This is a genomic window from Microbacterium sp. HSID17254 (assembly GCF_003989315.1).
Taxonomy (GTDB): domain Bacteria; phylum Actinomycetota; class Actinomycetes; order Actinomycetales; family Microbacteriaceae; genus Microbacterium.
Window position 1 is genome coordinate 34,713 of record NZ_RBLT01000014.1, and the last position, 24,598, is coordinate 59,310.

Annotated in this window: 23 protein-coding genes; 15 read left to right on the plus strand and 8 right to left on the minus strand. The window is 70.2% G+C overall.

Features of this window, described 5'->3' with window-relative positions:
* Nucleotides 1–105 precede the first annotated feature (105 nt).
* Nucleotides 106–1,002 (minus strand): Lrp/AsnC family transcriptional regulator, encoded by an 897-nt coding sequence (locus D8M34_RS10360; RefSeq protein WP_126893938.1) that lies wholly within the window; start codon nucleotides 1,000–1,002, stop codon nucleotides 106–108.
* Nucleotides 1,003–1,220: 218 nt separating this feature from the next.
* On the opposite strand from D8M34_RS10360, the gene D8M34_RS10365 reads away from it, so the two are divergent.
* From D8M34_RS10365 to speB, 4 genes are read left to right on the plus strand one after another with little or no spacing between them, the layout of a single operon-like run.
* Nucleotides 1,221–2,564: an MFS transporter gene (locus D8M34_RS10365; RefSeq protein ID WP_025102680.1), complete on the plus strand. Its 1,344-nt coding sequence runs from the start codon at nucleotides 1,221–1,223 to the stop codon at nucleotides 2,562–2,564.
* A 42-nt stretch (nucleotides 2,565–2,606) separates the two neighbouring features.
* Nucleotides 2,607–4,274 carry an amidohydrolase gene (locus D8M34_RS10370; RefSeq protein WP_126893939.1) on the plus strand — a complete coding sequence of 556 codons (1,668 nt, stop codon included), beginning with the start codon at nucleotides 2,607–2,609 and terminating at the stop codon, nucleotides 4,272–4,274.
* A 10-nt stretch (nucleotides 4,275–4,284) separates the two neighbouring features.
* Nucleotides 4,285–5,901, plus strand: a complete 1,617-nt coding sequence (locus tag D8M34_RS10375; protein WP_126893940.1) for a thiamine pyrophosphate-binding protein — start codon at nucleotides 4,285–4,287, stop codon at nucleotides 5,899–5,901.
* 32 nt (nucleotides 5,902–5,933) lie between these two features.
* Nucleotides 5,934–6,881, plus strand: a complete 948-nt coding sequence (gene speB / locus D8M34_RS10380) for an agmatinase (protein ID WP_062637285.1) — start codon at nucleotides 5,934–5,936, stop codon at nucleotides 6,879–6,881.
* 9 nt (nucleotides 6,882–6,890) lie between these two features.
* On the opposite strand, the gene D8M34_RS10385 is transcribed toward speB, so the two are convergent.
* Nucleotides 6,891–7,763, minus strand: coding sequence for a serine protein kinase RIO (locus D8M34_RS10385; protein ID WP_126893941.1), 873 nt, complete (start codon nucleotides 7,761–7,763; stop codon nucleotides 6,891–6,893).
* A gap of 249 nt (nucleotides 7,764–8,012) precedes the next feature.
* Here D8M34_RS10385 and D8M34_RS10390 point away from each other — a divergent pair, with 249 nt between their 5' ends.
* On the plus strand, nucleotides 8,013–9,209 hold the full coding sequence (locus D8M34_RS10390; RefSeq protein WP_126893942.1) for an MFS transporter: 1,197 nt from the start codon (nucleotides 8,013–8,015) through the stop codon (nucleotides 9,207–9,209).
* Between the two features lie 127 nt (nucleotides 9,210–9,336).
* Here D8M34_RS10390 and D8M34_RS10395 read toward each other — a convergent pair whose 3' ends face one another.
* Nucleotides 9,337–10,302 carry a helix-turn-helix domain-containing protein gene (locus D8M34_RS10395; RefSeq protein ID WP_238695639.1) on the minus strand — a complete coding sequence of 322 codons (966 nt, stop codon included), beginning with the start codon at nucleotides 10,300–10,302 and terminating at the stop codon, nucleotides 9,337–9,339.
* Between the two features lie 84 nt (nucleotides 10,303–10,386).
* Between D8M34_RS10395 and D8M34_RS10400 the strand changes: the two genes are divergently transcribed.
* The gene (locus tag D8M34_RS10400; RefSeq protein WP_025102673.1) at nucleotides 10,387–10,848 is read left to right on the plus strand and encodes a DUF3817 domain-containing protein; all 462 of its coding nucleotides are present in this window, start codon (nucleotides 10,387–10,389) and stop codon (nucleotides 10,846–10,848) included.
* A 31-nt stretch (nucleotides 10,849–10,879) separates the two neighbouring features.
* On the opposite strand, the gene D8M34_RS10405 is transcribed toward D8M34_RS10400, so the two are convergent.
* Nucleotides 10,880–11,683 (minus strand): MerR family transcriptional regulator, encoded by an 804-nt coding sequence (locus D8M34_RS10405; RefSeq protein WP_126893943.1) that lies wholly within the window; start codon nucleotides 11,681–11,683, stop codon nucleotides 10,880–10,882.
* A 212-nt stretch (nucleotides 11,684–11,895) separates the two neighbouring features.
* Here D8M34_RS10405 and dnaK point away from each other — a divergent pair, with 212 nt between their 5' ends.
* The 6 genes from dnaK (at nucleotide 11,896) to D8M34_RS10435 (ending at nucleotide 17,180) form a co-directional block, all read left to right on the plus strand.
* Nucleotides 11,896–13,758, plus strand: a complete 1,863-nt coding sequence (gene dnaK / locus D8M34_RS10410) for a molecular chaperone DnaK (RefSeq protein WP_025102671.1) — start codon at nucleotides 11,896–11,898, stop codon at nucleotides 13,756–13,758.
* A 2-nt stretch (nucleotides 13,759–13,760) separates the two neighbouring features.
* Nucleotides 13,761–14,405, plus strand: a complete 645-nt coding sequence (gene grpE / locus D8M34_RS10415) for a nucleotide exchange factor GrpE (RefSeq protein ID WP_060921591.1) — start codon at nucleotides 13,761–13,763, stop codon at nucleotides 14,403–14,405.
* 7 nt (nucleotides 14,406–14,412) lie between these two features.
* A complete protein-coding gene (locus D8M34_RS10420) occupies nucleotides 14,413–15,396 on the plus strand; it encodes a DnaJ C-terminal domain-containing protein (protein WP_025102669.1) in 984 nt (327 codons plus the stop codon).
* Nucleotides 15,397–15,490: 94 nt separating this feature from the next.
* Nucleotides 15,491–15,904: a heat shock protein transcriptional repressor HspR gene (locus D8M34_RS10425; RefSeq protein ID WP_029989135.1), complete on the plus strand. Its 414-nt coding sequence runs from the start codon at nucleotides 15,491–15,493 to the stop codon at nucleotides 15,902–15,904.
* Between the two features lie 46 nt (nucleotides 15,905–15,950).
* Nucleotides 15,951–16,610 (plus strand): GntR family transcriptional regulator, encoded by a 660-nt coding sequence (locus D8M34_RS10430; protein ID WP_025102667.1) that lies wholly within the window; start codon nucleotides 15,951–15,953, stop codon nucleotides 16,608–16,610.
* A gap of 126 nt (nucleotides 16,611–16,736) precedes the next feature.
* Complete coding sequence (locus D8M34_RS10435) at nucleotides 16,737–17,180, plus strand: DoxX family protein (RefSeq protein ID WP_060921594.1); 444 nt, start codon at nucleotides 16,737–16,739, stop codon at nucleotides 17,178–17,180.
* Nucleotides 17,181–17,184: 4 nt separating this feature from the next.
* On the opposite strand, the gene D8M34_RS10440 is transcribed toward D8M34_RS10435, so the two are convergent.
* From D8M34_RS10440 to D8M34_RS10455, 4 genes are read right to left on the minus strand one after another with little or no spacing between them, the layout of a single operon-like run.
* A complete protein-coding gene (locus D8M34_RS10440; RefSeq protein WP_025102665.1) occupies nucleotides 17,185–17,616 on the minus strand; it encodes an ATP-binding protein in 432 nt (143 codons plus the stop codon).
* Nucleotides 17,606–17,938, minus strand: a complete 333-nt coding sequence (locus D8M34_RS10445; protein WP_025102664.1) for an STAS domain-containing protein — start codon at nucleotides 17,936–17,938, stop codon at nucleotides 17,606–17,608. Before D8M34_RS10445 ends, D8M34_RS10440 begins: the two co-directional genes overlap by 11 nt.
* Nucleotides 17,922–19,886 carry a glycosyltransferase family 2 protein gene (locus D8M34_RS10450; protein WP_126893944.1) on the minus strand — a complete coding sequence of 655 codons (1,965 nt, stop codon included), beginning with the start codon at nucleotides 19,884–19,886 and terminating at the stop codon, nucleotides 17,922–17,924. The genes D8M34_RS10445 and D8M34_RS10450 overlap by 17 nt, the downstream gene beginning before the upstream one ends.
* Complete coding sequence (locus D8M34_RS10455) at nucleotides 19,883–21,037, minus strand: PP2C family protein-serine/threonine phosphatase (RefSeq protein WP_126893945.1); 1,155 nt, start codon at nucleotides 21,035–21,037, stop codon at nucleotides 19,883–19,885. The genes D8M34_RS10450 and D8M34_RS10455 overlap by 4 nt, the downstream gene beginning before the upstream one ends.
* A gap of 198 nt (nucleotides 21,038–21,235) precedes the next feature.
* Here D8M34_RS10455 and D8M34_RS10460 point away from each other — a divergent pair, with 198 nt between their 5' ends.
* The 3 genes from D8M34_RS10460 to D8M34_RS10470 are packed head-to-tail and all read left to right on the plus strand — an operon-like array spanning nucleotide 21,236 to nucleotide 24,500.
* Nucleotides 21,236–22,156: a carbohydrate ABC transporter permease gene (locus D8M34_RS10460; protein WP_025102661.1), complete on the plus strand. Its 921-nt coding sequence runs from the start codon at nucleotides 21,236–21,238 to the stop codon at nucleotides 22,154–22,156.
* Nucleotides 22,156–23,109 (plus strand): carbohydrate ABC transporter permease, encoded by a 954-nt coding sequence (locus tag D8M34_RS10465; RefSeq protein ID WP_025102660.1) that lies wholly within the window; start codon nucleotides 22,156–22,158, stop codon nucleotides 23,107–23,109. The genes D8M34_RS10460 and D8M34_RS10465 overlap by 1 nt, the downstream gene beginning before the upstream one ends.
* 26 nt (nucleotides 23,110–23,135) lie before the next feature.
* Nucleotides 23,136–24,500 (plus strand): extracellular solute-binding protein, encoded by a 1,365-nt coding sequence (locus tag D8M34_RS10470; protein WP_126893947.1) that lies wholly within the window; start codon nucleotides 23,136–23,138, stop codon nucleotides 24,498–24,500.
* Nucleotides 24,501–24,598 lie beyond the last annotated feature (98 nt).

The following is a 24,598-nucleotide window of genomic DNA, read 5'->3' on the forward strand; positions in this document are numbered from 1 at the left end:
ACGTGCGGGGGATGGGTGAAAGGGGCGCGGTTTTGATCCCGGGCGGGACCGGAGGGGCGCGGACGGGACGGGGACGGGACGGGGCCGGACGGGGACGGGACGGGGTCAGTCGGTGCGGAGGGGGCGGAGGGTGCGGGCGTAGTCCTCCTTGAGCACCGCGAGATGCAGCCACGCCTCGATCCGGGTCACTCCGGGGAGCGCGCGCAGCCGCTCGAGACTCGCATACAGGGCGCCGGCGGAGGGCTCCACGAGGGTCGCGACGGCGTCGAACCGCCCGAGGGTCCGGGCCGCGAAGTCGACGCCGCGCCCCCGCCGCAGCTCATCGATCACGGCCTCGTCGTCGTCTCCGAGCGTCATGCCCACGCCCATCGAGAGCTGCCGGTGCGCGAGGCCTCGGGCCTCCACGGCACTGATCTTGATGACACCGGCGTCGATGAGCCGCTGCACCCGGGTGGCGACCGCGCTGGGGGAGAGCCGCACCTGCTCGCCGAGGGCACGGAAGCTCATCCGCCCGTCGGACTGCAGGTGCTCGATGAGGGCTTCGTCGATGCCGTCGAGGGTCACGCCGCCGTGGTACTCCGAGACGAAGAACCCCTTGATCACGGTCGAGTAGATGATGGTGTTGATGTCGAGCACGCCGGCGCTCCCGCGGATGCGCGCGAGCAGGTCGTGGAGCTCCGACATCGAGCCCACCCGCACCTCCGTCACGATGTCGTGGGCGCCGCCGACCGCCGACACCAGCACGGTCTCGGACATGTCGCGCAGGTGCTCGGCGACCACCTCGACGGCGCCGTCGGTCCGGATCGACACGTGCGCGAGCACGTGCTGCCCGAGGAACACGGGGTCGACGGCCGCGACCACCCGCACCGTGCGGTCGCTGAGCAGCGTGCGCAGACGAGCCGCCACGATGGCGCGGGACTGCCCGACGCGCTCGGCGAGGGAGAGGATGCTGGCGCGGCCGTCCTCCTGCAGCGCCCGGATGAGTTCCGCGTCGAAGTCCATGTGCCGTCCGATTCCGTCGATTTCCCCGCAGTGCACGCTCGCCCCCGCAGAACCTCAGCGTAGAGCGCGGTTCGACCGAGCGGAAGGCCCGGAGTGCGCGATGCGTCTCACACAAATCCAGTGAATGACGCGTATCGCTGGAGTTCTGCCCTTGCTCCCGATGCTGCACGTCCGTAGCATCCTTCGCTATCCGACACCATCCGCGAAGGAGCGGGTCCATGACCACTACCCCCACCCCCCGAAGCGGCGTCCACAGCCGCGCACGCCGCGCCGGCATCGCCGCCTTCGTCGGCACCACCATCGAGTGGTACGACTTCTACGTCTACGCCACGGCCGCCGCCCTCGTCTTCGGCCCGCTGTTCTTCCCGAGCGACGACCCCCTGGCCGAGACCGCCGCCGCGTTCGCGACGTTCGCGGTCGCCTTCCTCGTCCGCCCCCTCGGCGGCATCGTCTTCGGCCACATCGGCGACAAGCTCGGTCGGCGGGTCTCGCTCGTCATCACGCTGCTGCTGATGGGGGCCGCGACCGTCCTCGTCGGCTGCCTGCCGACCTACGAGAACATCGGCATCCTCGCCCCCATCCTCCTCATCCTGCTCCGCGCCATCCAGGGCCTCGCGGTCGGCGGCGAATGGGGCGGCGCGGTGCTCATGAGCGTGGAGCACGCTCCCGAGAAGTCGAAGACGTTCTACGGCGGCTTCACCCAGCTCGGCAACCCGGCCGGCGCCCTCCTCGCCTCCGGCATCTTCGCGATCATGGCCCGCGGCGGCGACACGTTCATCATCGACGGCGGCTGGCGCATCCCGTTCCTGCTGTCGATCGTCCTGATCGGCGTCGGTCTGTGGGTCCGGTATCGCGTCGAGGAGTCGCCGGTCTTCGAGGAGAAGATCGAGGGTCGCAAGCAGTCCATGCCGCTCGCCTTCGCCCTCCGCGTCAACTGGAAGCCGATCCTCCTCGGCATCGGCATCCTGCCCATCTCCACCGGCGGCTACTATCTGGCCACCACCTTCGCCACCGCGTACGCGACGGGTGAGCCCATCGCGATCAGCGAGCAGGTCATCCTCGACGCGATGACCCTGGCCTCCTTCGTGGAGTTCGTCGTGACGCTGCCGGTCGCCTGGCTCGGTGACAAGTGGGGCCGGAAGAACGTGATGTACATCGGCCTGATCACCTCGGTGCTGACCTTCGCGCCCTTCCTGCTGCTGATGCCGGGCCGCGTGGAGCCGCTGATCTTCCTCTTCGCCTCGCTCGTGCGCATCGCGATGAGTGCGACCTACGCCCCGATCGCGGCGATCCTCGCCCAGATGTTCCGTCCGCAGGCGCGCTACACCTCGATCGCGCTGTCGTACGGCGTCGGCGCCGCCATCTGGGCCGGATTCTCGCCCTGGTTCGCGACGCAGCTCATCGCCTGGACCGGCAGCGTCTGGTCGGTCATCGCGATGTTCGTGGGCATGGCCGTCATCGCCGGGATCTGCACGCGTCTCGCGCCGCAGCACTCCGACGAGGCCCCGGTCACGGCGTCGTTCACCGCCCGGACCGACACCACGGCGAACCGCCTGCCCTGACCGGCACCCTTCCCCCGCACGACACCACCGCGAACAGGCATCATGAGAAAGCTCACTCCCTTCGACCGCTCGGCCCAGGCCGCTCCCGTCCTCGTCACCGCGCGAGCCATCCACACGGCGGACCCGGCGGACACCACCGTCACCGCGATGCTGACCGACCGGGGGCGCATCGTCGCCCTCGGCACGGCGGCGGAGTGCGAGGACGTCGCGGCGCGGGCCGGACTCACTCCGGAGCGCGTCGATCTGGGGGAGGCGGTGGTCGTGCCCGGCTTCGTGGACGCGCACGCGCATCCGCTGATGTTCGGGCAGATGATGACCTGGGTGGACTGCGGTCCGGAGAAGGCGGGGAGCATCCCCGAGATCGTGGCGCTGCTGAAGGCCGCCGCGGCGGAGCTCCCCGCCGGACGCCCGGTGCGCGGCTACGGCTACGAGCAGCGGAACCTCGCCGAGAAGCGGCACCCCACCCGCTTCGAGCTCGACGAGGTGGCCGCCGACCGCGAGGTGTACCTCATGAACGCCTCCGGCCACGGCGGGGTGGTGAACTCGTACACGCTCGACCTCAACGGCGTCGACCGGGACACCCCGAACCCGGACGGCGGCGAGTTCTTCCGCGACGCCGACGGCGAGCTCACCGGCGAACTGTCCGACGCGGCGTGCAACATCCTCACCGGCGTCCACGGGGTGAAGATCGGCCACCACGGTCCGAACTTCCACCTCGCGGACGAGCCGGAGGAGCACCTGCGCCAGCTCGACGCGGCGACGCAGCGGTTCCTCGCGGGCGGGGTCACCTCCATCGGCGACTGTCAGGTCACGCGTCGCGAGTTCGACATGTACCTGCGGCTCGCCGAGGCCGGGCGGCTGGAGCTTCGCGTGTCGATGTACCTGCTGTCGCACCTGCTCGACGAGGCTCTGGAGATGGGGCTCGTCGGGCAGTTCGGCAACGCGCACCTCAGCTTCGCCGGCATCAAGTTCTACGCCGACGGCACGCTGGGCGGCTGGACCGCGTACTTCCCGGACGGCTACGTCGGCGACCCCTGCCGCACCGGCCAGCTCTACCACGAGCCCGCCGACTACGCGGAGCTCATCCGCAAGGCGCACGCGGCTGGACTGCAGACCGCGACCCACGCCCAGTCGCCCACCGCGATCGAGATGGTCGTGTCGGCGATCGAGGCCGCGCTCGCGGAGCGTCCGGATGCGGACGCCCGGCACCGCATCGAGCACTGCGGCCTGCCGACCCCCGGGCAGATCGAGCGGATGGCGGCCGCCGGCATCCGTCCCGTGAACCAGACGCAGCACTACTTCAACTGGGGCGAGGGCGTGGAGGAGGCCATCGGCACGCCCGGTGAGCGCTTCAACCCGCTGGGGGAGTTCGAGCGTGCGGGCGTGCCCATGACGATCTCCTCGGACGCCCCGGTCGCCGAGCCCATCCCGCTGGAGGCGATCCAGACCGCGGTCACCCGGGTCACCCGTCGCGGACACCGGCTCGGCCCGGACGACCTGCGCATCTCCGCGACCGCGGCGCTGCGGGCGCACACGATCGAGGGCGCGGTCTCGATCGGCCGGGAGGACGACCTCGGCTCCCTGGAGCCGGGCAAGTACGCCGACTTCGCGGTGCTCTCGGACGACCCGCTCACGGTGCCGGCCGAGGAGATCGCGGCGATCGAGGTCCGTGAGACCTGGGTCGACGGCGTCCGTCGGCACGCGATGTGAGGATGACACGATGAGCACCGACACCACCGGGGACCACTGGTACGCCGATACCGCAGGCCGTGCGGTCCTGGAGACCATCCGCGGCTACGGGGTGACCGCGGTCTTCGGCATCCCCGGCACGCACAACCTGGAGTTCTATCGGCCCCTCGCCGACCTCGGCATCCGCGCCGTGACCAACCGCCACGAGCAGGGGTCGGGGTACGGTGCCGACGGGTGGGCGCAGCAGACCGGGCTCCCCGGCGTGGTGATCACGACCTCGGGCCCCGGGCTCCAGAACGCGATGAGCGCGATCGGCACGGCCTTCTGCGAGTCGCGACCCCTCATCGTGCTCTCGCCCGGCGTGCCGCTCGGGGCGGAGTTCGCCGACGTGGGCACGCTGCACGAGACCAAGGACGCGACGGCCATGGTCGGCGCGATCGCGGAGTGGTCGCGACGGGTGTCGACCGCGGCGGAGGCGGTGCGGGCCGTGCACGACGCGTTCCACCTCTTCCGCACCGGCCGTCCCCGCCCCGTGCACATCGAGATCCCGCTCGACGTGCTGGAGGCGCCCGCCGCCGTGCCCGCGGAGGACCGGAAGCCGCGCCCGATGCCCGACCGCGTCTCCGGGGATCCGATCGCGCTCGCCGAGGCCGCCCGGCTGCTTTCCGCCGCCGGCCGCCCGGTGATCGTGGCCGGTGGGGGTGCGGTGGACGCCGCGCACCAGATCGCCGCGGTGGCGGAGCGGCTCGGAGCCCCCGTGCTCACGACCCTGAACGGCAAGGCGGTGCTCGACGAACGGCACCCGCTCTCGCTCGGCTCGAACCTGCGCCTCGCTGCCGCACGGGCTGTGGCCGAAGACGCCGACGTGCTGCTCGTGGTCGGCTCGAAGCTGGGCGAGGCGGAGCTCTGGGCTCCGCGGCTCGAGGCACGCGGCGCCGTGATCCGCGTCGACATCTCTCCGGAGCAGCGGGACAAGAACCTCACCGCGACGGTCGCTCTCACCGGAGACGCCGCCGCCGTGACCGACGCCCTCCTGCCCCTGCTGCCGGACCCCGCCCGTCCCACCCGCGACCTCACGGCCGAGCGGGCCGCGATCGAGGCCGAGTCGCGGGAGACCGCGCCGGACACCGTCGCGCTCGCCGAGATCATCGCCGACGCCCTCCCTGCCGACGCGATCGTCGCCGGCGACTCCTCCCAGATCGTCTACATGGCGCTCGGCAGCGTGCTGCGGCAGGAGCAGCCGCACTCCCTCCTCTACACGCCGACTTACGCCACGCTCGGCTACGGCCTCCCCGCCGCGATCGGCGCGGCCGTCGCGCAGACCGAACGCCCGGTCGTCACCGTCATCGGCGACGGCGCTCTGATGTTCTGCGTGAACGAGCTCGTCACCGCCGTCGAGCAGCGTCTCGACGTCACCGTGGTGTGCGTCGACAACGGCGGGTACGCGGAGATCCGCCAGAACGAGCTCGACCGGGGCATGACCCCGATCGGCGTCGACCTCGTGCAGCCGGACTGGGCCGCGCTCGCCACCGCCTTCGGGGCGACCGGGCGACGGACGGCATCACGCGCCGACATCGCCCCCAGCATCCGCGCGGCCATCGCCGACGGCGGGGTGCAGCTCGTGCACATCCCGCAGCACGCCCTCTGAGACCCACACCTCCCGACGAACAGGAACGAGAAATGACCGACAACATCGGCCCCGTCGACGCCTCCGTGAACCCGCGGTACTCCGGCATCGCCACCTTCGCCCGCCTGCCCCGCATCGAGGACGTGCCGCGCGCCGACATCGCGGTGGTCGGCATCCCGTTCGACTCCGGCGTGAGCTACCGCCCCGGCACCCGTTTCGGCCCGTCGCATGTGCGGGAGTCGTCCCGGCTGCTGCGGCCCTACAACCCCGCGCAGGACGTGTCGCCGTTCCAGCTCGCCCAGGTGGTGGATGCGGGGGACATCCCGGTGAACCCGTTCGACCTCACCGAGGCGGTGACCGAGGTCGAGCGCGCAGCCGTGGCCCTCGGCGACCAGGTGCAGCGCCTCGTCACGATCGGCGGCGACCACACCGTGGCCCTTCCCCTGCTGCGGGCGGTGGCCGCGAAGCACGGACCGGTCGCGGTCCTCCACTTCGACGCCCACCTGGACACGTGGGACACCTACTTCGGGGCCCCCATCACGCACGGCACCCCCTTCCGCCGCGCGAGCGAGGAGGGGCTGATCGACCTCACCGCGAGCTGCCACGTCGGCACCCGCGGACCCCTGTACTCGAAACAGGACCTCGAGGACGACGAGCGCCTCGGCTTCTCCATCGTCTCCAGCGAATACATCGAGGAGCACGGGGTGGAGGCCGCGATCGACCGCATCCTCACCCGCATCGGCGACAAGCCGCTGTACGTCTCGATCGACATCGACGTGCTCGACCCCGCGCACGCGCCCGGCACCGGGACCCCCGAGGCGGGAGGGCTCACGAGTCGCGAGCTGCTGCGCATCCTCCGGGCGCTGCGCGACCGCGACATCGTCGGCGCCGACGTCGTGGAGGTGTCGCCCGCGTACGATCACGCCCAGATGACCGGGATCGCCGCGAGCCACGTCGTGTACGAGCTGGTGACCCTTCTCGCCGCCCGACTCGCCTCCTGACACCCGGGGTCAGAACAGCGTCCCGAGGAGGTCCGCGAATAGGGCCTCGGCGTCGCACTCCACCCGTCGCCGTGCGAACCAGTCGCACACGTTGACGCAGTCGCGGTGCAGGAGGTCGAGGCCCTGCGGATTCGCGATCACGTCGACGATCTGCGGCAGGTCGATCACCCGCACCCGCCCCTCGTGCACGAGGAGGTTGTAGGCCGAGAGGTCGCCGTGCGCGAAGCCCGCGGCGGCGAAGACCCGCATGAGTTCGACCACCTGCGTGAAGTACTCCTGCATCTCGGCGTTCGAACCGCGCACCTGGGCGAGCCGGGGTGCCGCGATGCCCCGGTCGTCGCCGAGGAACTCCATGAGCACCTCGGTGCCGCTGACCTGCACGGGATAGGGGACCGGGGCATCGCGCTCCCACATCCGGCACAGGGCCTCGAACTCCGCGAGCGACCACTGGGCTGCGGCGACCTCCCGTCCGTGGGCGGTCTTCTTGGCGAGGGCGCGCGTGTCGCGGGTGTTCCGCGTGCTGCGTCCCTCGGTGTAGACGGCGGAGCGCTGGAAGCTCCGGTTCTCGATGCCGCGGTAGCGCTTGGCGGCGAGGAGGGTGCGCTGCGTCGGGTCGTCGGGCACGGCGCGCTCCAGCAGGAACACGTCGGCCTCCTTGCCGGTCTTCAGGATGCCGAGCTCGGTGTCCAGGGCGCCGGCGGAGGTCACCACCCAGGCGGGGCGGGGGTCCGGTCCCCGCTCGGTGGGGGTGGACGAGGGCCAGGTCGTCCAGCGCTGGTTCGGGCCGGGCTCGACCTCGGCGAAGGAGAGGGCGGTCTCGAGGGAATCGAAGGAGGTGGCGTCGAAGGACGCGGCTTCCGAGGAAGCGGAGGATTCGGTCACGGTGTGGCTCCGGGAAGGGAGGCCACGCGGCGATCAGGAGCGGGTGGCCTCGAAGGGAAGGTGGTCGGCGATAGGCGCGACGACGACAGCGTTCATCTCATCGCCTCCTTCGCTCGGGCTTCCCGGGTGGATCCCGGTGCGTCGTCGAGCCTAGGGGGTCTCCCGGGGGTTGTCCAGGGCCGGACGATCGGTCGGATGCGGCGGACGACCGGTCGGGCGCGCGCCCGCCCCCGTTGCGAGTCTGGAAGCATGACCACGACCGCCCCCGTCCCGACCCTGCCGACCACCCGCGTCGACCGCATCCGCTACGGCGGACTCATCGCCCTCATGGTGATGGGCTTCCTGCTGGTGACCGCCGAGTTCCTCCCCAACGGAGTGCTCACCGAGATGGCGGACGGTCTCGGGGTGACCCCCGGCCAGGCCGGGCAGACCGTCACCGTCACCGCGCTCGTCGGGCTCTTCGTCGCCCCGACCGTCGGCCTCGTGTTCCCCCGTCTGGATCGTCGGTCGCTGCTGGTGTGGATGGCGCTCGCCGCGGCCGTGTCGAACCTCGTGGTCGCGATCGCGCCGAACCTCGTGGTCGTGCTGCTGGCGCGGTTCCTGCTGGGAGCGGCGATCAGCGCCTACTGGACGATGTCGATCACGGTCGCCGCGCGGCTCGCGGGGCCGGAGCACCTCGGTCGCGGGGTGATGTTCACCTCCGCGGGCGTCTCGCTCGCCACGGTCGCCGGCGTCCCGCTCGGGGTCATGCTGAGCGAGGTCGTCGACTGGCGTGCCGTGTTCGCGATCGCGGGAGTGCTCATGGTGGTGCTGGCCGTGGCCCTGCGATGGGCGCTGCCGACCGTCCCGGCCGAGCGGGCGTCGAGCCTGCGTCTGCTCGTCGACACGGTGCGGCGTCCGGGCATCGGACTCGGGATGGTCGGACACGTGCTCGTCGTGCTCGGCCACTTCCTCGCCTACACCTACGTCCGCCTCGCGCTGGAGCGCATCCCGGACGTGGACGCCTCGACGATCGTCGTGCTGCTGGCGCTGTTCGGCGTCGGAGGCCTCCTCGGCAACCTCTCCATCGGCCTCGTGATCGACCGCTCCTTCGCCTTCTTCGCGGTGTTCGCGCCGCTGGTGATCTCGGCCGCCGTGGTGTCGATGGTGCTCTTCTCCGGATCGATCATCGGCATCGGTGCGGTCGTGCTCCTCTGGGGCTTCTTCTTCTCGTCGTGGCTGATCGTCGTGAACACCTGGGTGGGCCACCGCATGCCGGACCGCCTGGAGGCCGGGGGGAGCCTCGTGGTCGTCGGGTTCCAGGGCGCGATCACGCTCGCGGCCGGTGTGGGCGGACTCCTCGTCGACACCCTGAGCATCGAGCTCGTCTACACCATCGGTGCGGTCTCCCTCCTCGCCGGTGCCGTGCTGTTCGGCCTCTCGAACCGCCGCAGCTCCCGCCCCTGACCTCGTGCCCGCCCGGGCTCGACTTCGGAGCAGGCCGACGACACGCCGTCCCCTCGGGCTCGGGGCCGGCGTGTCGCCCCGGATCTCCGAAGCCATGCCCGCCCAGGCGGGGGAGGATGTCGTGGGATCAGGCGGGGACGAGGGAGTGCGAGGCGCGCCAGGAGGAGGGCGTCATCCCCGTCCGGCGGCGGAAGGCGCGACTGAACCCCTCGTCCGAGGCATAGCCGAGCTCGCGCGAGACGCTCGAGACCGACTGCCCGGCCTGGAGCATCCGCTTCGCGGCGTCGATCCGCACCTCGGTCACATAGTCGGCGGGGGAGCGGCCCACGGCCAGGCGGAACCGCTCCGCGAAGGCCGACCGCGACATGGCCCCGACGGCGGCCAGGCGCTCGACGGTCCAGTCCCGTCCCGGCTGCTCGTGGATGGCGTCCACCACGCGGTCGAGGAAGGGGTCCTTCGACAGCGAGGGCCACCCCACGGGCGCACAGCCGTTGGCCGCCCAGGCCCGGATGACCGAGAGCAGCACGGTGGTCGCCATCATCCGACAGATCAACGGGTCTCCCTGGCGCACCGGGCACGCGGGCGCATCGACCACTCCCATGTTCTCGGCGAGGGCGGCGGCGGCCGGCTCCAGCGCGTCGAATCCGGTCACCGCGAGGAAGGGCGGCAGGAGCGCGGGGAGGGGAGAGGCGGTGTCCGCGAGCTCGATGTCGACGACGAGGAGCGTGGTGTCGGCATGGGCCTCCAGTGCGAAGGTGTCGCCGCGGAGCAGCAGGAAGGCGTCGCCGGACACGAGTCGGTCGCGGTGTCCTGGCTCCTCGACCGTGAGCTGCTGCGAGTCACGGTCCACGTCGAGGCGGCACCCCGTGCCCAGAGGCGGATGCCCATGCACGGCGCCGTCGGCGAGGTAGACGAGGGTGATCCGGCCAGGCGGCAGCGGGAGGAGTCCTCCGGGGCTCAGCCGCACGCGGCGGGCGATCCCCACCCGCAGGTCCACCGTGCCGAGCACAGCGGACAGCGCATCCGCGTCCACCGTCACCATGCCTTCGGCAACGTCGGCTGCCGTCCCCCTATTCCCCTTCGAATCGCTCACCTTGCTCCATTTCGGCGCCGGATGGGGCCAAGTGGGCGATTCGAAGCGGGATACGCTGGAGGGGTACCCCACCCGAGGAGTTCCGTGTTCCGCACCCCTGGCCGCCTGTACCGTGTCCTCGCGATCGCGGAGGCGATCACCTGGACCCTCCTCATCGCCGCGATCATCGCCCGCGCCGTCGGAGCCCCCGGTGGCGTCGTGACGGTCGGCGGCGGTATCCACGGGTTCGTGTTCCTCGCCTACGCCGCGACCGCCGTCCTCGTCGCGCTCAACCAGCGGTGGCACCCGGGCGTCGGTGTGCTGGCGGTCCTCAGCGCCGTCGTGCCGTACGCCACCATCCCGATGGAGATCTGGCTGCACCGCACCGGCCGTCTTCGGGGCGACTGGCGCCTCGACGCCACCGACGACCCGCGCGACCGCCGCTGGTACGACCGCCTGATGCGCTGGTTCCTCCGTCGCCCCTGGGTGCTCGCGGTGCTGCTGGTCGTGGGCATCGTCGCGCTGTACGTGATCCTGCTGCTGGTCGGCCCTCCCGGGGGCAAGTGACCCCGGCCGCCCCGTCTGTGCGGCCTCCGCGTCAGCGGCGCGCGACGGGCTGCTGGAGTTCCGTGACCCAGTCCGACTGGTCCTCCCCGACGGCGCGGACGTAGAGCTCCCGACACGGCCCGGCGTGCACGAGGCCGCGCGCGACCACCTCGGTGTGGATGGCGTCCCAGCTCTGCGCGATCCGCTCCATCGAGCCGAGGTGCACCCCGCAGACGGCGTCCTCCTCGGCGGGGAGTTCGATGATCTCGATCCCGTCGGCGGCGGGGCCGGAGTAGGAGTATCCGGCGACGATCTCCATCCCGTCCGGCAGCGTCCGGTACTGGGCGATCGGGGTGGTGAGGGCGCCGCACTCGTCTCCGATGACCTCGGCCACGGCGTCGAAGGAGGGGCCGACGACCTCGGCGACCGCCGGCTGCTCGGCGACGACGGTGCGCACGGCCGCCAGGCGCACGGCGGGGAGGGGTTTCTGGACGATCTCGATCTGCGACATGTGCTTCTCCTTCTCGATGAGGTGGAGGCGCCGCTCCACATCGACGAGTCGCGCCGCGGCGAGCCGGTGCTCCTGCTCCACCTCGGCGCGCCGGATGCGCAGGAGTGCCGCGATCCGGTCGGCGTCGACGCCCTGGGCGAGGATCGCCGAGATGTCGTCGAGGCCGAAGCCGAGCTGACGCAGGGCGACGATCCGGTGCAGGCGCTCGAGCTGCGACGGGTCGTACGACCGGTAGCCGGTGAACTCGTCCACGTGGGCGGGGACGAGCAGCCCGGCCGTGTCCCAGTGCCGGAGCATCCGGTGGGTCACCTGGCCGATCTGCGCGAACGCTCCGATGGACAACATGTCTCTGTTCTCCCGTCTGACACCGTGTGAGAGTCAAGCATGGCGGCTCGCGGACATCTGACCGCCCGGCGGGCAAAACTTGAGCCTGTTCATATCAAGTTCATTTGACAGCGTTTCGGCCCCGGCGTACACTTGAGCCATCGCGACTCAGGTTTCCCTGATCGCCGCAGGTTTCCAGACCACTACAGACTTCCCAACAAAGGAGAGAACACATGGCACGTGCTGTCGGTATCGACCTCGGAACCACCAACTCCGTCGTCAGCGTCCTCGAGGGTGGCGAGCCCAAGGTCATCGCCAACGCCGAGGGCTTCCGCACGACCCCTTCGGTCGTCGCCTTCACCAAGGACGGGGAGGTGCTCGTCGGCGAGACCGCGAAGCGCCAGGCCGTCACCAACGTCGACCGGACGATCGCGTCGGTCAAGCGCCACATGGGCACCGACTGGAGCTTCGACGTCGACGGCAAGAAGTGGACGCCGCAGGAGATCTCCGCGCGCATCCTCCAGAAGCTCAAGCGCGACGCCGAGTCCTACCTCGGCGACACCGTGACCGACGCCGTCATCACAGTTCCGGCGTACTTCAACGACGCCGAGCGTCAGGCCACCAAGGAGGCCGGTGAGATCGCGGGCCTCAACGTGCTCCGCATCATCAACGAGCCGACCGCGGCCGCCCTGGCCTACGGCCTCGACAAGGGCAAGGAGGACGAGCTCATCCTCGTCTTCGACCTCGGTGGCGGAACGTTCGACGTCTCCCTCCTCGAGGTGGGCAAGGACGACGACTTCTCCACGATCCAGGTGCGCGCCACCGCCGGTGACAACCGTCTCGGTGGAGACGACTGGGACCAGCGTCTCGTCGACTACCTGATCAAGCAGTTCAAGGAGACCACGGGCGTCGACGTCTCAGGTGACAAGATCGCCCTGCAGCGCCTCAAGGAGGCCGCGGAGCAGGCGAAGAAGGAGCTCTCCAGCTCCACGTCCACGAGCATCAACCTCCCGTACCTGTCGCTGACCGACTCGGGTCCCGTCTCGCTCTCCGAGACCGTGACCCGCGCGAAGTTCGAGGACCTCACGAAGGACCTGCTCGACCGCACCAAGAAGCCCTTCGAGGACGTCATCCGCGAGGCCGGCATCAAGGTCTCCGACATCGACCACATCGTCCTCGTGGGTGGTTCGACCCGTATGCCCGCCGTCGCCGAGCTCGTCAAGCGCGAGACCGGCAAGGAAGCCAACAAGGGTGTGAACCCGGACGAGGTCGTCGCCGTCGGCGCCGCGCTGCAGGCCGGTGTCCTCAAGGGCGAGCGCAAGGACGTCCTGCTGATCGACGTCACCCCGCTCTCCCTCGGCATCGAGACCAAGGGCGGCATGATGACCAAGCTCATCGAGCGCAACACGGCCATCCCGACCAAGCGGAGCGAGACCTTCACCACGGCCGACGACAACCAGCCGTCCGTCGCGATCCAGGTCTTCCAGGGCGAGCGTGACTTCACGCGCGACAACAAGCCGCTCGGCACGTTCGAGCTCACCGGCATCGCGCCGGCTCCTCGCGGCATCCCGCAGATCGAGGTCACGTTCGACATCGACGCCAACGGCATCGTGCACGTGTCCGCGAAGGACAAGGGCACCGGCACCGAGAAGTCGATCGTCATCTCCGGCGGCTCGTCGCTGTCGAAGGAGGACATCGAGCGCATGGTGCGCGAGGCCGAGGAGCACGCCGCCGAGGACAAGGCGCGTCGTGAGGCTGCGGAGACCCGCAACCAGGCCGAGACCCTCGCCTACTCCATCGAGAAGCTCATCTCCGAGAACGAGGACAAGCTCCCCGAGGACGTGAAGACCGAGGTCAAGGCCGACGTCGACGCACTCAAGACGGCACTGGCCGGCGACGACGACGAGGCCGTGAAAACCGCGTTCGAGAAGCTCAACCAGTCCCAGTCGAAGCTCGGCGAGGCGATCTACGCCTCCTCGCAGGCGGACGCCGCCGGCGCTTCGGCCGAGGGCGAGACCCCGACCGGTGACGCCCCCTCCTCCGACGAGGACGTCATCGACGCCGAGGTCGTCGACGACGAGGACGAGAAGAAGTAATCATGACGGACAAGAACTTCGACGAGAACGAGGTTCCGGAGGGGTCGGATGCTCAGGCATCCGGCCCCGTGCCGCAGAACCAGGACTCCCGCGAGGCGAAGGCCGCCGAGGGCTCGGACGAGACCCCGGTCGACGCGGCTGCCGAGGCGGAGGAAGGGCTGACGGTCGAGGACATCCTCGGTGCCGCGCAGACGGCCGATGCCGCCGCGGGCGACGCCGCGATCGCCGACGCCGAGAACGCCCTGCTGACCGACCTCAAGCGCCTGCAGGCGGAGTACGCGAACTACCGCCGCCGTACGGAGGAGCAGCGCCAGATCGAGATCGAGCGCGCGAAGGGGGAGGCCGCCAAGGGTCTCATCCCCGTGCTCGACGACCTGGCCCGCGCCGAGCAGCACGGCGATCTGGTCGAGGGCAGCCCCTTCGCCGTGATCGCCGAGAAGGTGCGCGCGGTCGTGGAGCGCCTCGGCGTGGTCGCCTACGGCGAGAAGGGTGAGGAGTTCGACCCCCAGCGTCACGAGGCGATCTTCCAGCAGCCGACCCCCGGCACCTCGAAGACCACGGTGCTCGAGGTCGTCGAGGTGGGCTACCGCCTCGGCGAGGTCGAGCTGCGTCCTGCGAAGGTCGTCGTCGCCGTCCCTGCGGAGTAGGTGATCGATGGCCAGCCAGGATTGGTTCGACAAGGACTTCTACAAGACCCTCGGGGTCTCGAAGGACGTCAGCGACGCTGACCTGAAGAAGACGTACCGCAAGCTCGCGCGCAAGTATCACCCCGACTCCAATCAGGGCGATGCGAAGGCCGAGGCCAAGTTCAAGGAGATCAGCGAGGCGTACTCGGTGCTCTCCGACGCCGAGCAGCGCAAGGAGTACGACGAGATCCGCGCCATGGGTTCGGGCGCTCGCTTCACGGCGAGCGGCTCGGGCGCCGGCGGGTTCGAAGACGTCTTCAGCCGGTTCGGACAGCAGGGGCGCGGCCAGACCGCCGACTTCGAGGACATCTTCGCGATGTTCAACCAGGGCCAGGGCAGCTCGTTCGGCGGTGGCCGGTTCGGGCAGCCGAGCGGCGGCTTCCGGGGCTTCGGTGGTCCGCAGCGCGGCGCCGACGTCACGGCCCGCACCACGCTGGACTTCAGCACCGCCGTGCAGGGCGAGACCATCACCCTGCAGGGAGAAGACGGCAAGCCGTTCAAGGTGAAGATCCCCGCGGGCGTCGCCGACGGGCAGAAGATCCGGCTGCGCGGCCGTGGTCGCCCCTCGCCGGACGGCGGGGAGAGCGGAGACATCGTGGTGCAGATCACGGTGCGTCCGCACCCGGTCTTCACGCGGGACGGCCTCAACCTCCGCGTGGTGGTCCCCGTGACCTTCACCGAGGCGACGCTGGGCGCGACCATCGAGGTCCCGACGCTCGGCGGCGACGTGGTGAAGCTGCGTGTGGCCCCCGGAACTCCGTCGGGCCGCGTGCTCCGCGTCAAGGGTCGGGGTGTCGCGACCGCGAAGGGGACCGGTGACCTGCTCGCCGAGCTCCAGGTCGCGGTTCCGACGCACCTCGACGACGCCGCGCGCGAGGCTCTCGAGCGGTTCCAGGAGCTGGAGCCGCAGGAGAATCCGCGGGCCGAGCTCATGGCGAAAGCCCGCCGTTGACGAGCACAGGCTTTCGCGTCGGGTCAGGCGCTTCCGGAAGGGAGTTGCCTGACCCGGCGCGACGGCCTGACGTGAAATCAGGAAGGAAGGCGTGATGGACGCGGACACCCCGGTCTTCGCGATCGCCGCAGCCGCCAAGCTCTCCGGCCTGCACCCCCAGACCCTCCGTCAGTACGACCGGATCGGCCTCGTGGTGCCGGGACGGACGCCCGGCGGCTCCCGTCGGTATTCTCACCGCAACATCGAGCAGCTGCGCGAGGTCGCCCAGCTCTCCTCCGAAGGGGTCAGTCTCCCCGCGATCGCCCGGCTCCTCGACCTGGAGGACGAGAACCGGATGCTGCGCGACCGTGTCGTCGCGCTGGAGGGCGCCCTCCGCGCCGAGCGCGAGAGCCGTCCCGGCGTGCGGGTGTTCGCCGCCGGATCCGCGGGGGTCGTGCCCATGCCGACCGGCCGCCGCATTCGCCGCTCGACCGAGCTGGTGCTCTGGAGTCCGCGCTCCGGAGCCTGACCGCGCACCCGGTGTGTATCCTGTCAACTGTTAACAGGAGGTCACCATGACGCAGACCGTCACGCGCGGGGAGTCGCTCGGAGCGCAGGTCGCGCGCGTGCTGCGCCAGCGCATCGTCCGAGGGGAGCTCGCGCCGGGGGCCCGGCTCACCGAAGAGGCCCTCGCGGAGGAGTTCGCCGTCAGCCGCGGTCCCGTGCGCGACGCCCTCACCCAGCTCAGCTTCGAGAAGCTCGTCGAGGTGCAGCGCCCGCGCGGCGTCTACATCGTGGGCCTCACGAGCGACGACGTCGACCAGCTCTACAGCCTCCGAGGCGCATTGGAGCAGCTCGCCCTGTCGCGCGCGATGCGGGTCGACGACGACGACCGATGGCAGCCGATGGCCGATGCCGTCCAGCGCATGGCCGAGGCCGCGGACGCGGGTGACCATGCCGCCTTCGTCACGGCCGACCTCGACTTCCACTCCCAGATCTACGCCCTCGCCGATCACCCGCGGCTGGAGGGCGCCTGGAACCAATACCTCCCCACGTTCACGGCCCTGCTCGAGGTCACGATCAATCACGACGAAGACCTGCACGAGTCGTCGGACGATCACGTGAAGCTGCTCGACGTCATGCGCACGGGAGCCCCGGAGGACGCCGCCGCGGTCCTCTCGGCTCACCTCGACGGCGCCCGGGAGCGGATGCTCCACGAGGTCGGCTCCCGCTGAGGTCGCCCCGTCCGCGAACCCGATGCGTTCAGCGGACGGAAAAGAACGGTTCCTACCGTGGGGGCCAGGGCAAGAGCCCTGGTCCGCGCCCGCGCGGGTGTCCTGCCACGAAGGAAGAACCTCCTCATGACGAACACCACAGCCTCCGCCTCCTCCGCCTCGTCGCTCGGACTCCTCGTCCTGCGCATCGTCGTCGGCGCGATCTTCGCCGCCCACGGCGCCCAGAAGATCTTCGAGTTCACGATCCCCGGGACCATCGGCAGCTTCGCCGGCATGGGGGTCCCGCTCGCCGAGATCGCCGCGCCCGTCGTCGCCTTCCTCGAGCTCATCGGCGGGATCCTGCTGATCCTCGGACTGCTGACGCGTCCGGTCGGCATCCTCCTCGCCGTCGACATGCTGGTGGCCCTCGTGCTCGTGCACCTGCCCGCGGGCCTGTGGGTGACGGCCGGCGGCTACGAGTTCGTCGCCGTGCTCGGTGCGGCGGCTCTGGCGCTCGCGCTCACGGGGGCGGGCCGCTACTCCATCGACGCCGCGGCACTCCGCGGACGCGCACCGGCCTGGCTCGCCTGACGGGTCAGCCGCCCGCCTCGCGCGCCGGATCCACGCGCCGGACGAGGACCCAGGTGTTGCCGAGATCGGTGACCGTGTGGGTGAACTCGTCGAGCGCCGCCTGCGACAGCGCGAGGCCGCGTCCGCTCTCCGCCTCCTCGCCCGGCATCGACACCGCGTCCCAGTCGATCGGTGCCGGCGGGGCGGTGTCGCGGATGTAGGCCCGCAGCTCCTCCGCCGTCACGCGGACGTCGATGCTCAGGACGACGTCCGCGTGCTCGTTGTGCTGCGCGACGTTGGTCGTGACCTCGCTCAGCGCCAGGGTGAACAGCACCTGGTCCTGCGCCGGTACCTCCGGAGCCTGAGTCCAGAGCCGGTCGAGCTCGTCGAGGGCGCGGTCGACGAGGGCGAGCCCGGCGGGCCCGTCGATGTGGAAGGCCCGGATGTCAGCGTCCATCGAACGCCGATTCCGGCGTCGGGTAGTCGCGGAGCACGCGATCCAGGTTGGTGAGGTGGAGGACGGTGCGCACGGCCTCGGGGACGGCGGCGATGCGCAGATCGCCGCCGGCCACCCGGGCGCTCTTGAGGCCGCCCACCAGGGCGCCGAGGCCCGAGGAGTCGACGAACTCGGTGCCGCTGAGGTCGATCGCGATGCGCGGCTGCCCGGCGGCGACGAGGTCGCTCACCGCGTTGCGCAGCAACGGCGCGCCCGAGGCGGTCAGGCGCCCCGTGATCGCGACGACGGCGTACCCGTCCCTGGTGTCAGTGCTGACGTTCATTCGACTCCTTCTCGAGGACCTGCGCGGCGGGACCGCGATAGCGCGCCGCCTGGATGATGACGCTGAGGACGACCAGGTCGTACAGGACCCAGGCCGTGTTGACGAGGGTGCCGGTGCCGTCGCCCGTGCCGACGATGACCCGGGCGACCCCGATGACGAGGGCGACTACGAGTACGACCATGGCGGTGAGCTGCGGCCAGATCTCGCGCCAGGGGACGCCGCGCGGATCCCGGCCGTCCTTCCTGGTCACGGCGAAGGACAGCGGCCGGCCGAGCACGACGTTGGCGAAGGCCGTCCAGCACGCGCGGATCCACACGGGGAACAGCGCGAGCGAGTACTGCTGACCCCGCCAGGTCTTCACCCCCTTCGCGACCACGAGGAACAGAGCCTGGTTGACGAGGAAGTACGGCAGGAACCGCACGAAGAAGTCGACCGACCAGGCGGTGACGGGAAGCACCCCGAACACGAGATAGATCACGGGCGCGGCGAGGTAGACGATCGCGGCGAAGCCGGAGAGGTAGCTCCACATCGTCGCGAAGTACATGAGGCGCTGCCCCACCGAGAGTCCGCGCTTGGCCAGGGGGTTGTCGCGCAGCATCACCTGCAGCGTCCCCTGGGCCCACCGCAGCCGCTGCGTGAGCATCGTCCTGAGGTCTTCCGGGGCGAGGCCGTGCGCCAGGATCTCGTGGTGGTAGACGCTCTTCCAGCCGAGGGCGTGCAGCTGCATCGCGGTCGCCATGTCCTCCGTCACCGAGATCGTGGCGAGGGGGAGGATCGGCTGGGCCTCATCGGCCCGGTCGAGGCGGAGCGCGTCGAGCAGTCCGCGGACGGCCTCCACGGCGGTGAGGGGGGAGAGGTCGGAGGCGGCCAGAGCGTCGAGCCCGGCCTCGTCCACGATCACCTGTCCGAGCTCGGCGTCGTGCTGCACCGGCAGGGATTCGATCACGGCGAGGTCGGCGCGGATGCCAGCGAGGTCGTGCGCCACGAGGATGCGGGAGGCGTCGTCGACCGCTGTGCCCACGCGGGCGGCGACCTCGGCGACCGACGTACCCGCGGCGAGCTCCTTGCGTCCGCGCGCGATCGCGATGCGTAGCGCGCCGAGCTCGGTGGCGAGCGCGGGGTCGGTCGCGGCCTCGGCCTCGCGGGCGATCAGCGCCTCGGAGGTCTTGAGCGCCCGCGCCGCGGAGTCGGTGACGTTCCGCACGTAGCCCACGATGCCGAGCTGCATGAGCGCCTCGCGGCGGAGCACGGCGTTCGAGCCGCAGAAGAAGGCCGCGTTCCAGCCGTCCTTCCCCTGCTGGATCGGCCCGTAGAACAGCGGCGCCTGGCTGCCGAGCGGGTCGGCCTCGTCGACGTTCACGAACCACTGCGGCGTCTGCACGAGGGCGACTTCAGGATCATCGGCGAAGTAGCCGAGTGTGCGGTGCAGGATCAGCGGGTCGGGCACCTGGTCGGCGTCGAGGATGAGGAGGAACTCGCCGTCGGTCTGGAAGAGCGCGCTGTTGAGGTTGCCGGCCTTGGCGTGCCGGGGCTTGCCCGTCCAGTCCTCGGAGCGGGTGAGATAGCCGATGCCCGCGGCCCTGGCCTCGGCCTCGAGTTCGGGGCGGGAGCCGTCGTCGAGGATCCAGGTGGAGTGCGGATAGGCGATCCGCTTCGCCGCCCTCGCCGTCGTCATGACGAGCTCGATCGGCTCGTCGTAGGTCGTGATGAACACGTCGACGGTGCCCTGCGGCGGCGATACCGGCGCCGGGCGCTCCTTCGCGCGCCACATCGTGAGGCAGAAGAGGAACGTGTCGATGAGGCTGTAGGTCTCGGCGATCACGAGCGGCACCGCGATCCACCAGGCCGACCAGTTCACTGACTCCAGCCACCGCCATGCGACGTAGTTCACGCCGAGCAGGACCGAGAGGAGTGCGAGGACACGGATCGTCGCGAACCGCGCGGTCATGTGTCCCTCCGCACGACGACGACCGTGATGTCGTCGGTCGCGCGCTCGTCGTTCGCGAGCCGCAGAGCCTCGCCGACAGCACCGCCGGGGCCCATCTCTGCGAGGACGCGCTCGACGTGGCCGAACGGGTCGTCTGGATCGAGCACGTCGAGCAGGCCGTCGCTGCAGCAGAGGAAGGCGTCGCCGACCTCGAGCCGCGTCGTCACCGGAACCCGGGGGTCGACGAGGCCCATGCCCATGCCGAGGGGCAGGTTCGTGGAGCGCAGCGGCGTCCACGACCCGTCCGCCCGGACGACGAAAGCGAGGCTGTGGCCGGCGTCGATGACCTCGAGGTCTCCCGTCTCCGGCTGCAGCTCGGCGACGACGGCCGTGACGAACATCGACGTGTCCGCGAGATCGTCCTCGAGCAGGCGGTCCACCTCGATCACGGCGTCGGACAGCGAGCGCTCCGGCGCCGTCCGCAGGGAGGCGCGCACCGTGGCCGCGACCAGCGCCGGTCCCGTGCCCTTGCCCATCGCGTCGGCCAGGGTCACGCGCAGGGCCTCCCCGTGGCGTGAGAAGTCGTAGTAGTCCCCGGCGAGCGTTCCCCGTGGGGCGGCGCCGGCGGCGATCGTGTACCCGTCGATCTCCGGGTGCACCCGCGGGCGCAGAGCCCGCTGCACCACGGCGGCGTGGTCGACGTCGGCGTCCTGTGCCAGCTCCGTCTGCACCCAGAACGCGAGGTCGCGCAGGAGGTCCTGCTGGGCGTCGGTGAATGTGTGCGGCTCCGTGTCGAGCACGCACAGCGTCCCCACCGGCTCGCCGCCCGGCGCGTGCAGCGGATGGGCCGCATAGAAGCGGAGGTGCGGATCGCCGGTCACGAACGGGTTCTCGGCGAAGAGGTCGGTCGTGCTCGCGTCCTCCACCACCACCGTCCGGTCCTGCGACACGGTGTAGTCGCAGAACGAGTCCTGGCGCGGTGCCTCGTTCCCCCCGAGGCCGATCTGCGATTTGCGCCACTGCCGGTCGCGGTCGATCAGCGAGACGCTGACCATCGGCACGCCGAACATCTCCTTCGCCAGTCGTGCCACCCGATCCACCCGCTCATCGGGTGGTGTGTCAAGGATCCCCAGTTCCTCGAGCGCTGCCTGTCGCCGTCGCTCGTCGAACATTCCCCCGGCCCTCCTCCGTGTTTATTCCCCTCATCCTAGGGAGGAACGTCACCCGGGGCATCAGCGCGCCGACGAGGCATTCAGGCGAACCACAGGAAACGGTTCTGCGCAAGCCCCGAGGGGAACCGGTTCTCCGGATCTAGCATCGCGCCAGGACGGAGCGCCGTGTCTGCGCGTCCTCGGAAAGGAGGCAGGTGGATGCCGCTCAAGACCCGCCAGCGGGACCGGTACAACCGCCGAGAGGCCCTCGCCGGCTATCTGTTCATCTCCCCCTGGCTCCTCGGATTCCTCATCTTCACGGCCGGCGCGATGGTCTACAGCCTGTACATCTCGTTCAGCAGCTACAACCTCGCCACGAACAGCGCCCGCCCGGTCGGCATCGACAACTACGCCAACCTCTTCGAGGATCCGCGGGTGGGCGTCTCGCTCGCGAACACGCTGTTCTATGTGGTGATGGCGGTGCCGCTGGAGATCGTGTTCGCGCTGATCCTCGCCCTGCTGCTCAACCGCGTCGGGCGGGGTGCGGGAGCGTTCCGCGTGCTCTACTACCTGCCGAAGATGACGCCGGCCGTCGCGACCGCCGCCGTGTTCTTCCTCCTCCTGAACGGCAACTCCGGGGCGATCAACCAGTTCCTCCGGGTGTTCGGCATCCAGGGGCCGCAGTGGCTCGTCGACCCCGCGTGGGTCAAGCCGAGCATCGTGATCATGACGCTGTGGACCGTCGCGGGGACCATGGTGATCTTCCTCGCGGCGCTGAAGAACGTGCCCGTCGAGCTGTACGAGGTGGCCTCGCTCGACGGGGCGGGACCGATCAGGAAGTTCTTCTCGATCACCCTCCCGATGATCTCGGGGGCGATGTTCTTCAACGTCATCGTGCTCTCGATCGCCGCGTTCCAGATCTTCGACCAGGCGTACCTGCTGTTCTGGCGGGATCAGAGCAACTCGTCACCGGAGGCGTCCCTCTTCTACGCGATCTACCTGTTCCAGCAGGCGTTCCGGCAGTTCAACTTCGGCTTCGCGGCGGCGATGGCATGGCTGCTCTTCGTCATCATCATGATCATCACGCTCATCCAGGTGAAGGTCGGCAACCGCTTCGTCTACTACGAGGGAGACCGCTGATGTCCCAGACCCTGCGTCAGGTCCCCGTCGAGGCGGAGCCCGAGAAGGCCCCGGGCACGTTCACGACCACCGTCGCCACCCGCTCGCGCTGGCGTCGTCGGCTGCGGCAGCCGAAGAGCCTCGCCGCCCGGATCGTGCTGAACATCATCCTCGTGCTGTTCGCGCTGCTGTTCCTGTACCCGTTCGCGTGGCTCATCGCGGCGAGCTTCAAGCCCCGGGGCGAGGTATTCGACAACGCCCTCATCCCGAAGACGTTCGTGCCGGAGAACTACGTCGAGGTGTGGAATCAGCTCCCGCTGCTGAACTGGATGGGCAACAGCATCGCCATCGCGCTGCTCGCCGCCGGTGCCGTCGCGATCTCCAGCTCGATCGTGGCGTTCGGGTTCGCCTACTTCCGCTTCCCGGGGCGCGGCCTGCTGTTCGGCCTCGTGCTCGCGACGATGATGCTTCCCGGCGCGGTGACGATGATCCCGATCTACCTCATCTGGAAGGAGACCGGACTCCTCGGCACCTGGGTGCCGCTGTGGGGCATGAACCTCTTCGGCTCGGCCTTCTACATCTTCCTGCAGCGTCAGTTCTTCCTCGGCCTGCCGCGGGAGCTGTTCGAGGCGGCGCGGCTCGACGGGGCCAGCGCCTGGGGACTGTTCTGGCGGATCGCGATGCCGCTGTCGATCCCGTCGTTCGTCATCGTGTTCCTGTTCGAGTTCCAGGCCAGTTGGAACAACCTGCAGGCCGCCCTCATCTACCTCAACGCCGGATCGGTGGACGAGTTCACCGCGCCGCTCGGCATCGCGTACGCCATGACCAAGTACAGCCCCACCGCGGGCGGTCACGGCGACTACCAGTACGTCATGGTCGCCTCCCTCCTGGTGACCCTCCCGATGCTCATCCTCTTCGCCTTCGGGCAGCGCGCCTTCATCGAGGGCGTCGCGACCCAGGGGCGAAAGGGATGACGAACCACAGATCGAAAGGAGCAGTCATGCGCACACGCATGCTGGGAATCACCGCGGTCGCCGCGGCATCCGTCCTCGTCCTCGCCGGGTGCGGCGGGGGAGGGGGAGACGACCAGGCGGCCGACGCCGACTTCGGGGCGGAGCCGAGCGGCACGCTGAAGGCGTGGGGCTTCGAGAACGCCGACGACGTCGGCACCTCGCGCATGGACTACGCCGCCGAGCAGCTGAAGGACGTCGAGGTCGACCTCGACGCGACGGCCTTCGACGCGCAGAAGTTCACCACCCGCATCGCGAGCGGCGACGTGCCCGACGTGGTGCAGATGGATCGCCGGTACGTGACCACGTATGCCGCGCAGGACCTCATCATGCCGCTCGACGAGTGCTTCGCGGCCCAGGACGTCTCGCCGCGCGACCACTGGTACCCCTTCGTCGTCGACGACGTCACCTACGACGACGCGGTGTGGGCGGTGCCGCAGTTCTACCAGCCGCCGGCGATCCTGCTGAACAAGGCTGTGCTCGACGAGGCGGGGGTGACGGCGGACGAGATCGACACCTCGAAGCCCGACGTGCTGCTCGGCGCGATCGAGAAGATGTACCAGGAGTCCGGCGGTGTGCCCACGCGGCTCGGTTTCGACCCGGTCGCGACCGGTCAGGCCGGGCTGTGGATCCTCGGCATGGGCGGCCAGCTCAACGATGACAAGGGGGCGCCCACCCTGGACGACCCCAGCAACGTGGCCGGCATCGAGATGCTCAAGCAGATCACCGACGCGCAGGGCGGCTTCGCGGCCGTCAAGAGCTTCAGCGACTCGTTCGACGCCTTCGGCGACCAGAACCAGTTCGTCGCCCAGCAGGTCGGGGCGCAGGTGAACGCGCAGTGGTACCCGAACGTGCTGAGCCCCTACGCCGACCAGATCGACCTCGAGGCCGTGCCGTTCCGGAATGCCGACGGGGAGCCGTTCTCGGTCGCCTCGGGCACCGCGTTCGTGATCCCGGCCGGAGCGGAGAACCCCGCGGCGGCGTGCGCGTGGATGGTCAACCTCACCTCCGACGACGCGTGGAACGCGGCGGGCGAGGCGCGTGCCGAGACCCTGAATACCGACGGCGGGATCAACACCGGGCTGTTCACCGGGTCGCCGTCCGCCGACCAGTCCATCCGCGAGACCTTCGTCACCGACAGCGGCAACGCCGGCTTCGACCAGGTCATCTCCACCTACTACGACGTGGTGGACTACGGGCAGTCGTTCGGCTCCTCCCCGGCGGGCCAGGAGATCCAGAACGAGCTGAACAACGCCATCACCGCGGCGCTGCTCGGGGACAAGTCGCCCGGGGACGCGCTGAAGGAGGCGCAGGAGGCCGCGATGCGGGCGTACGAGAACGCCACGGCCGGCTAGCCCCGTCAGACGCGGAGGGACGGCGCCAGGCGGGCATTCCCGCCTGGCGCCGTCCTTCGCGCGGACGGGCGTGGATGATGGAGGCCTACCGATCGGAG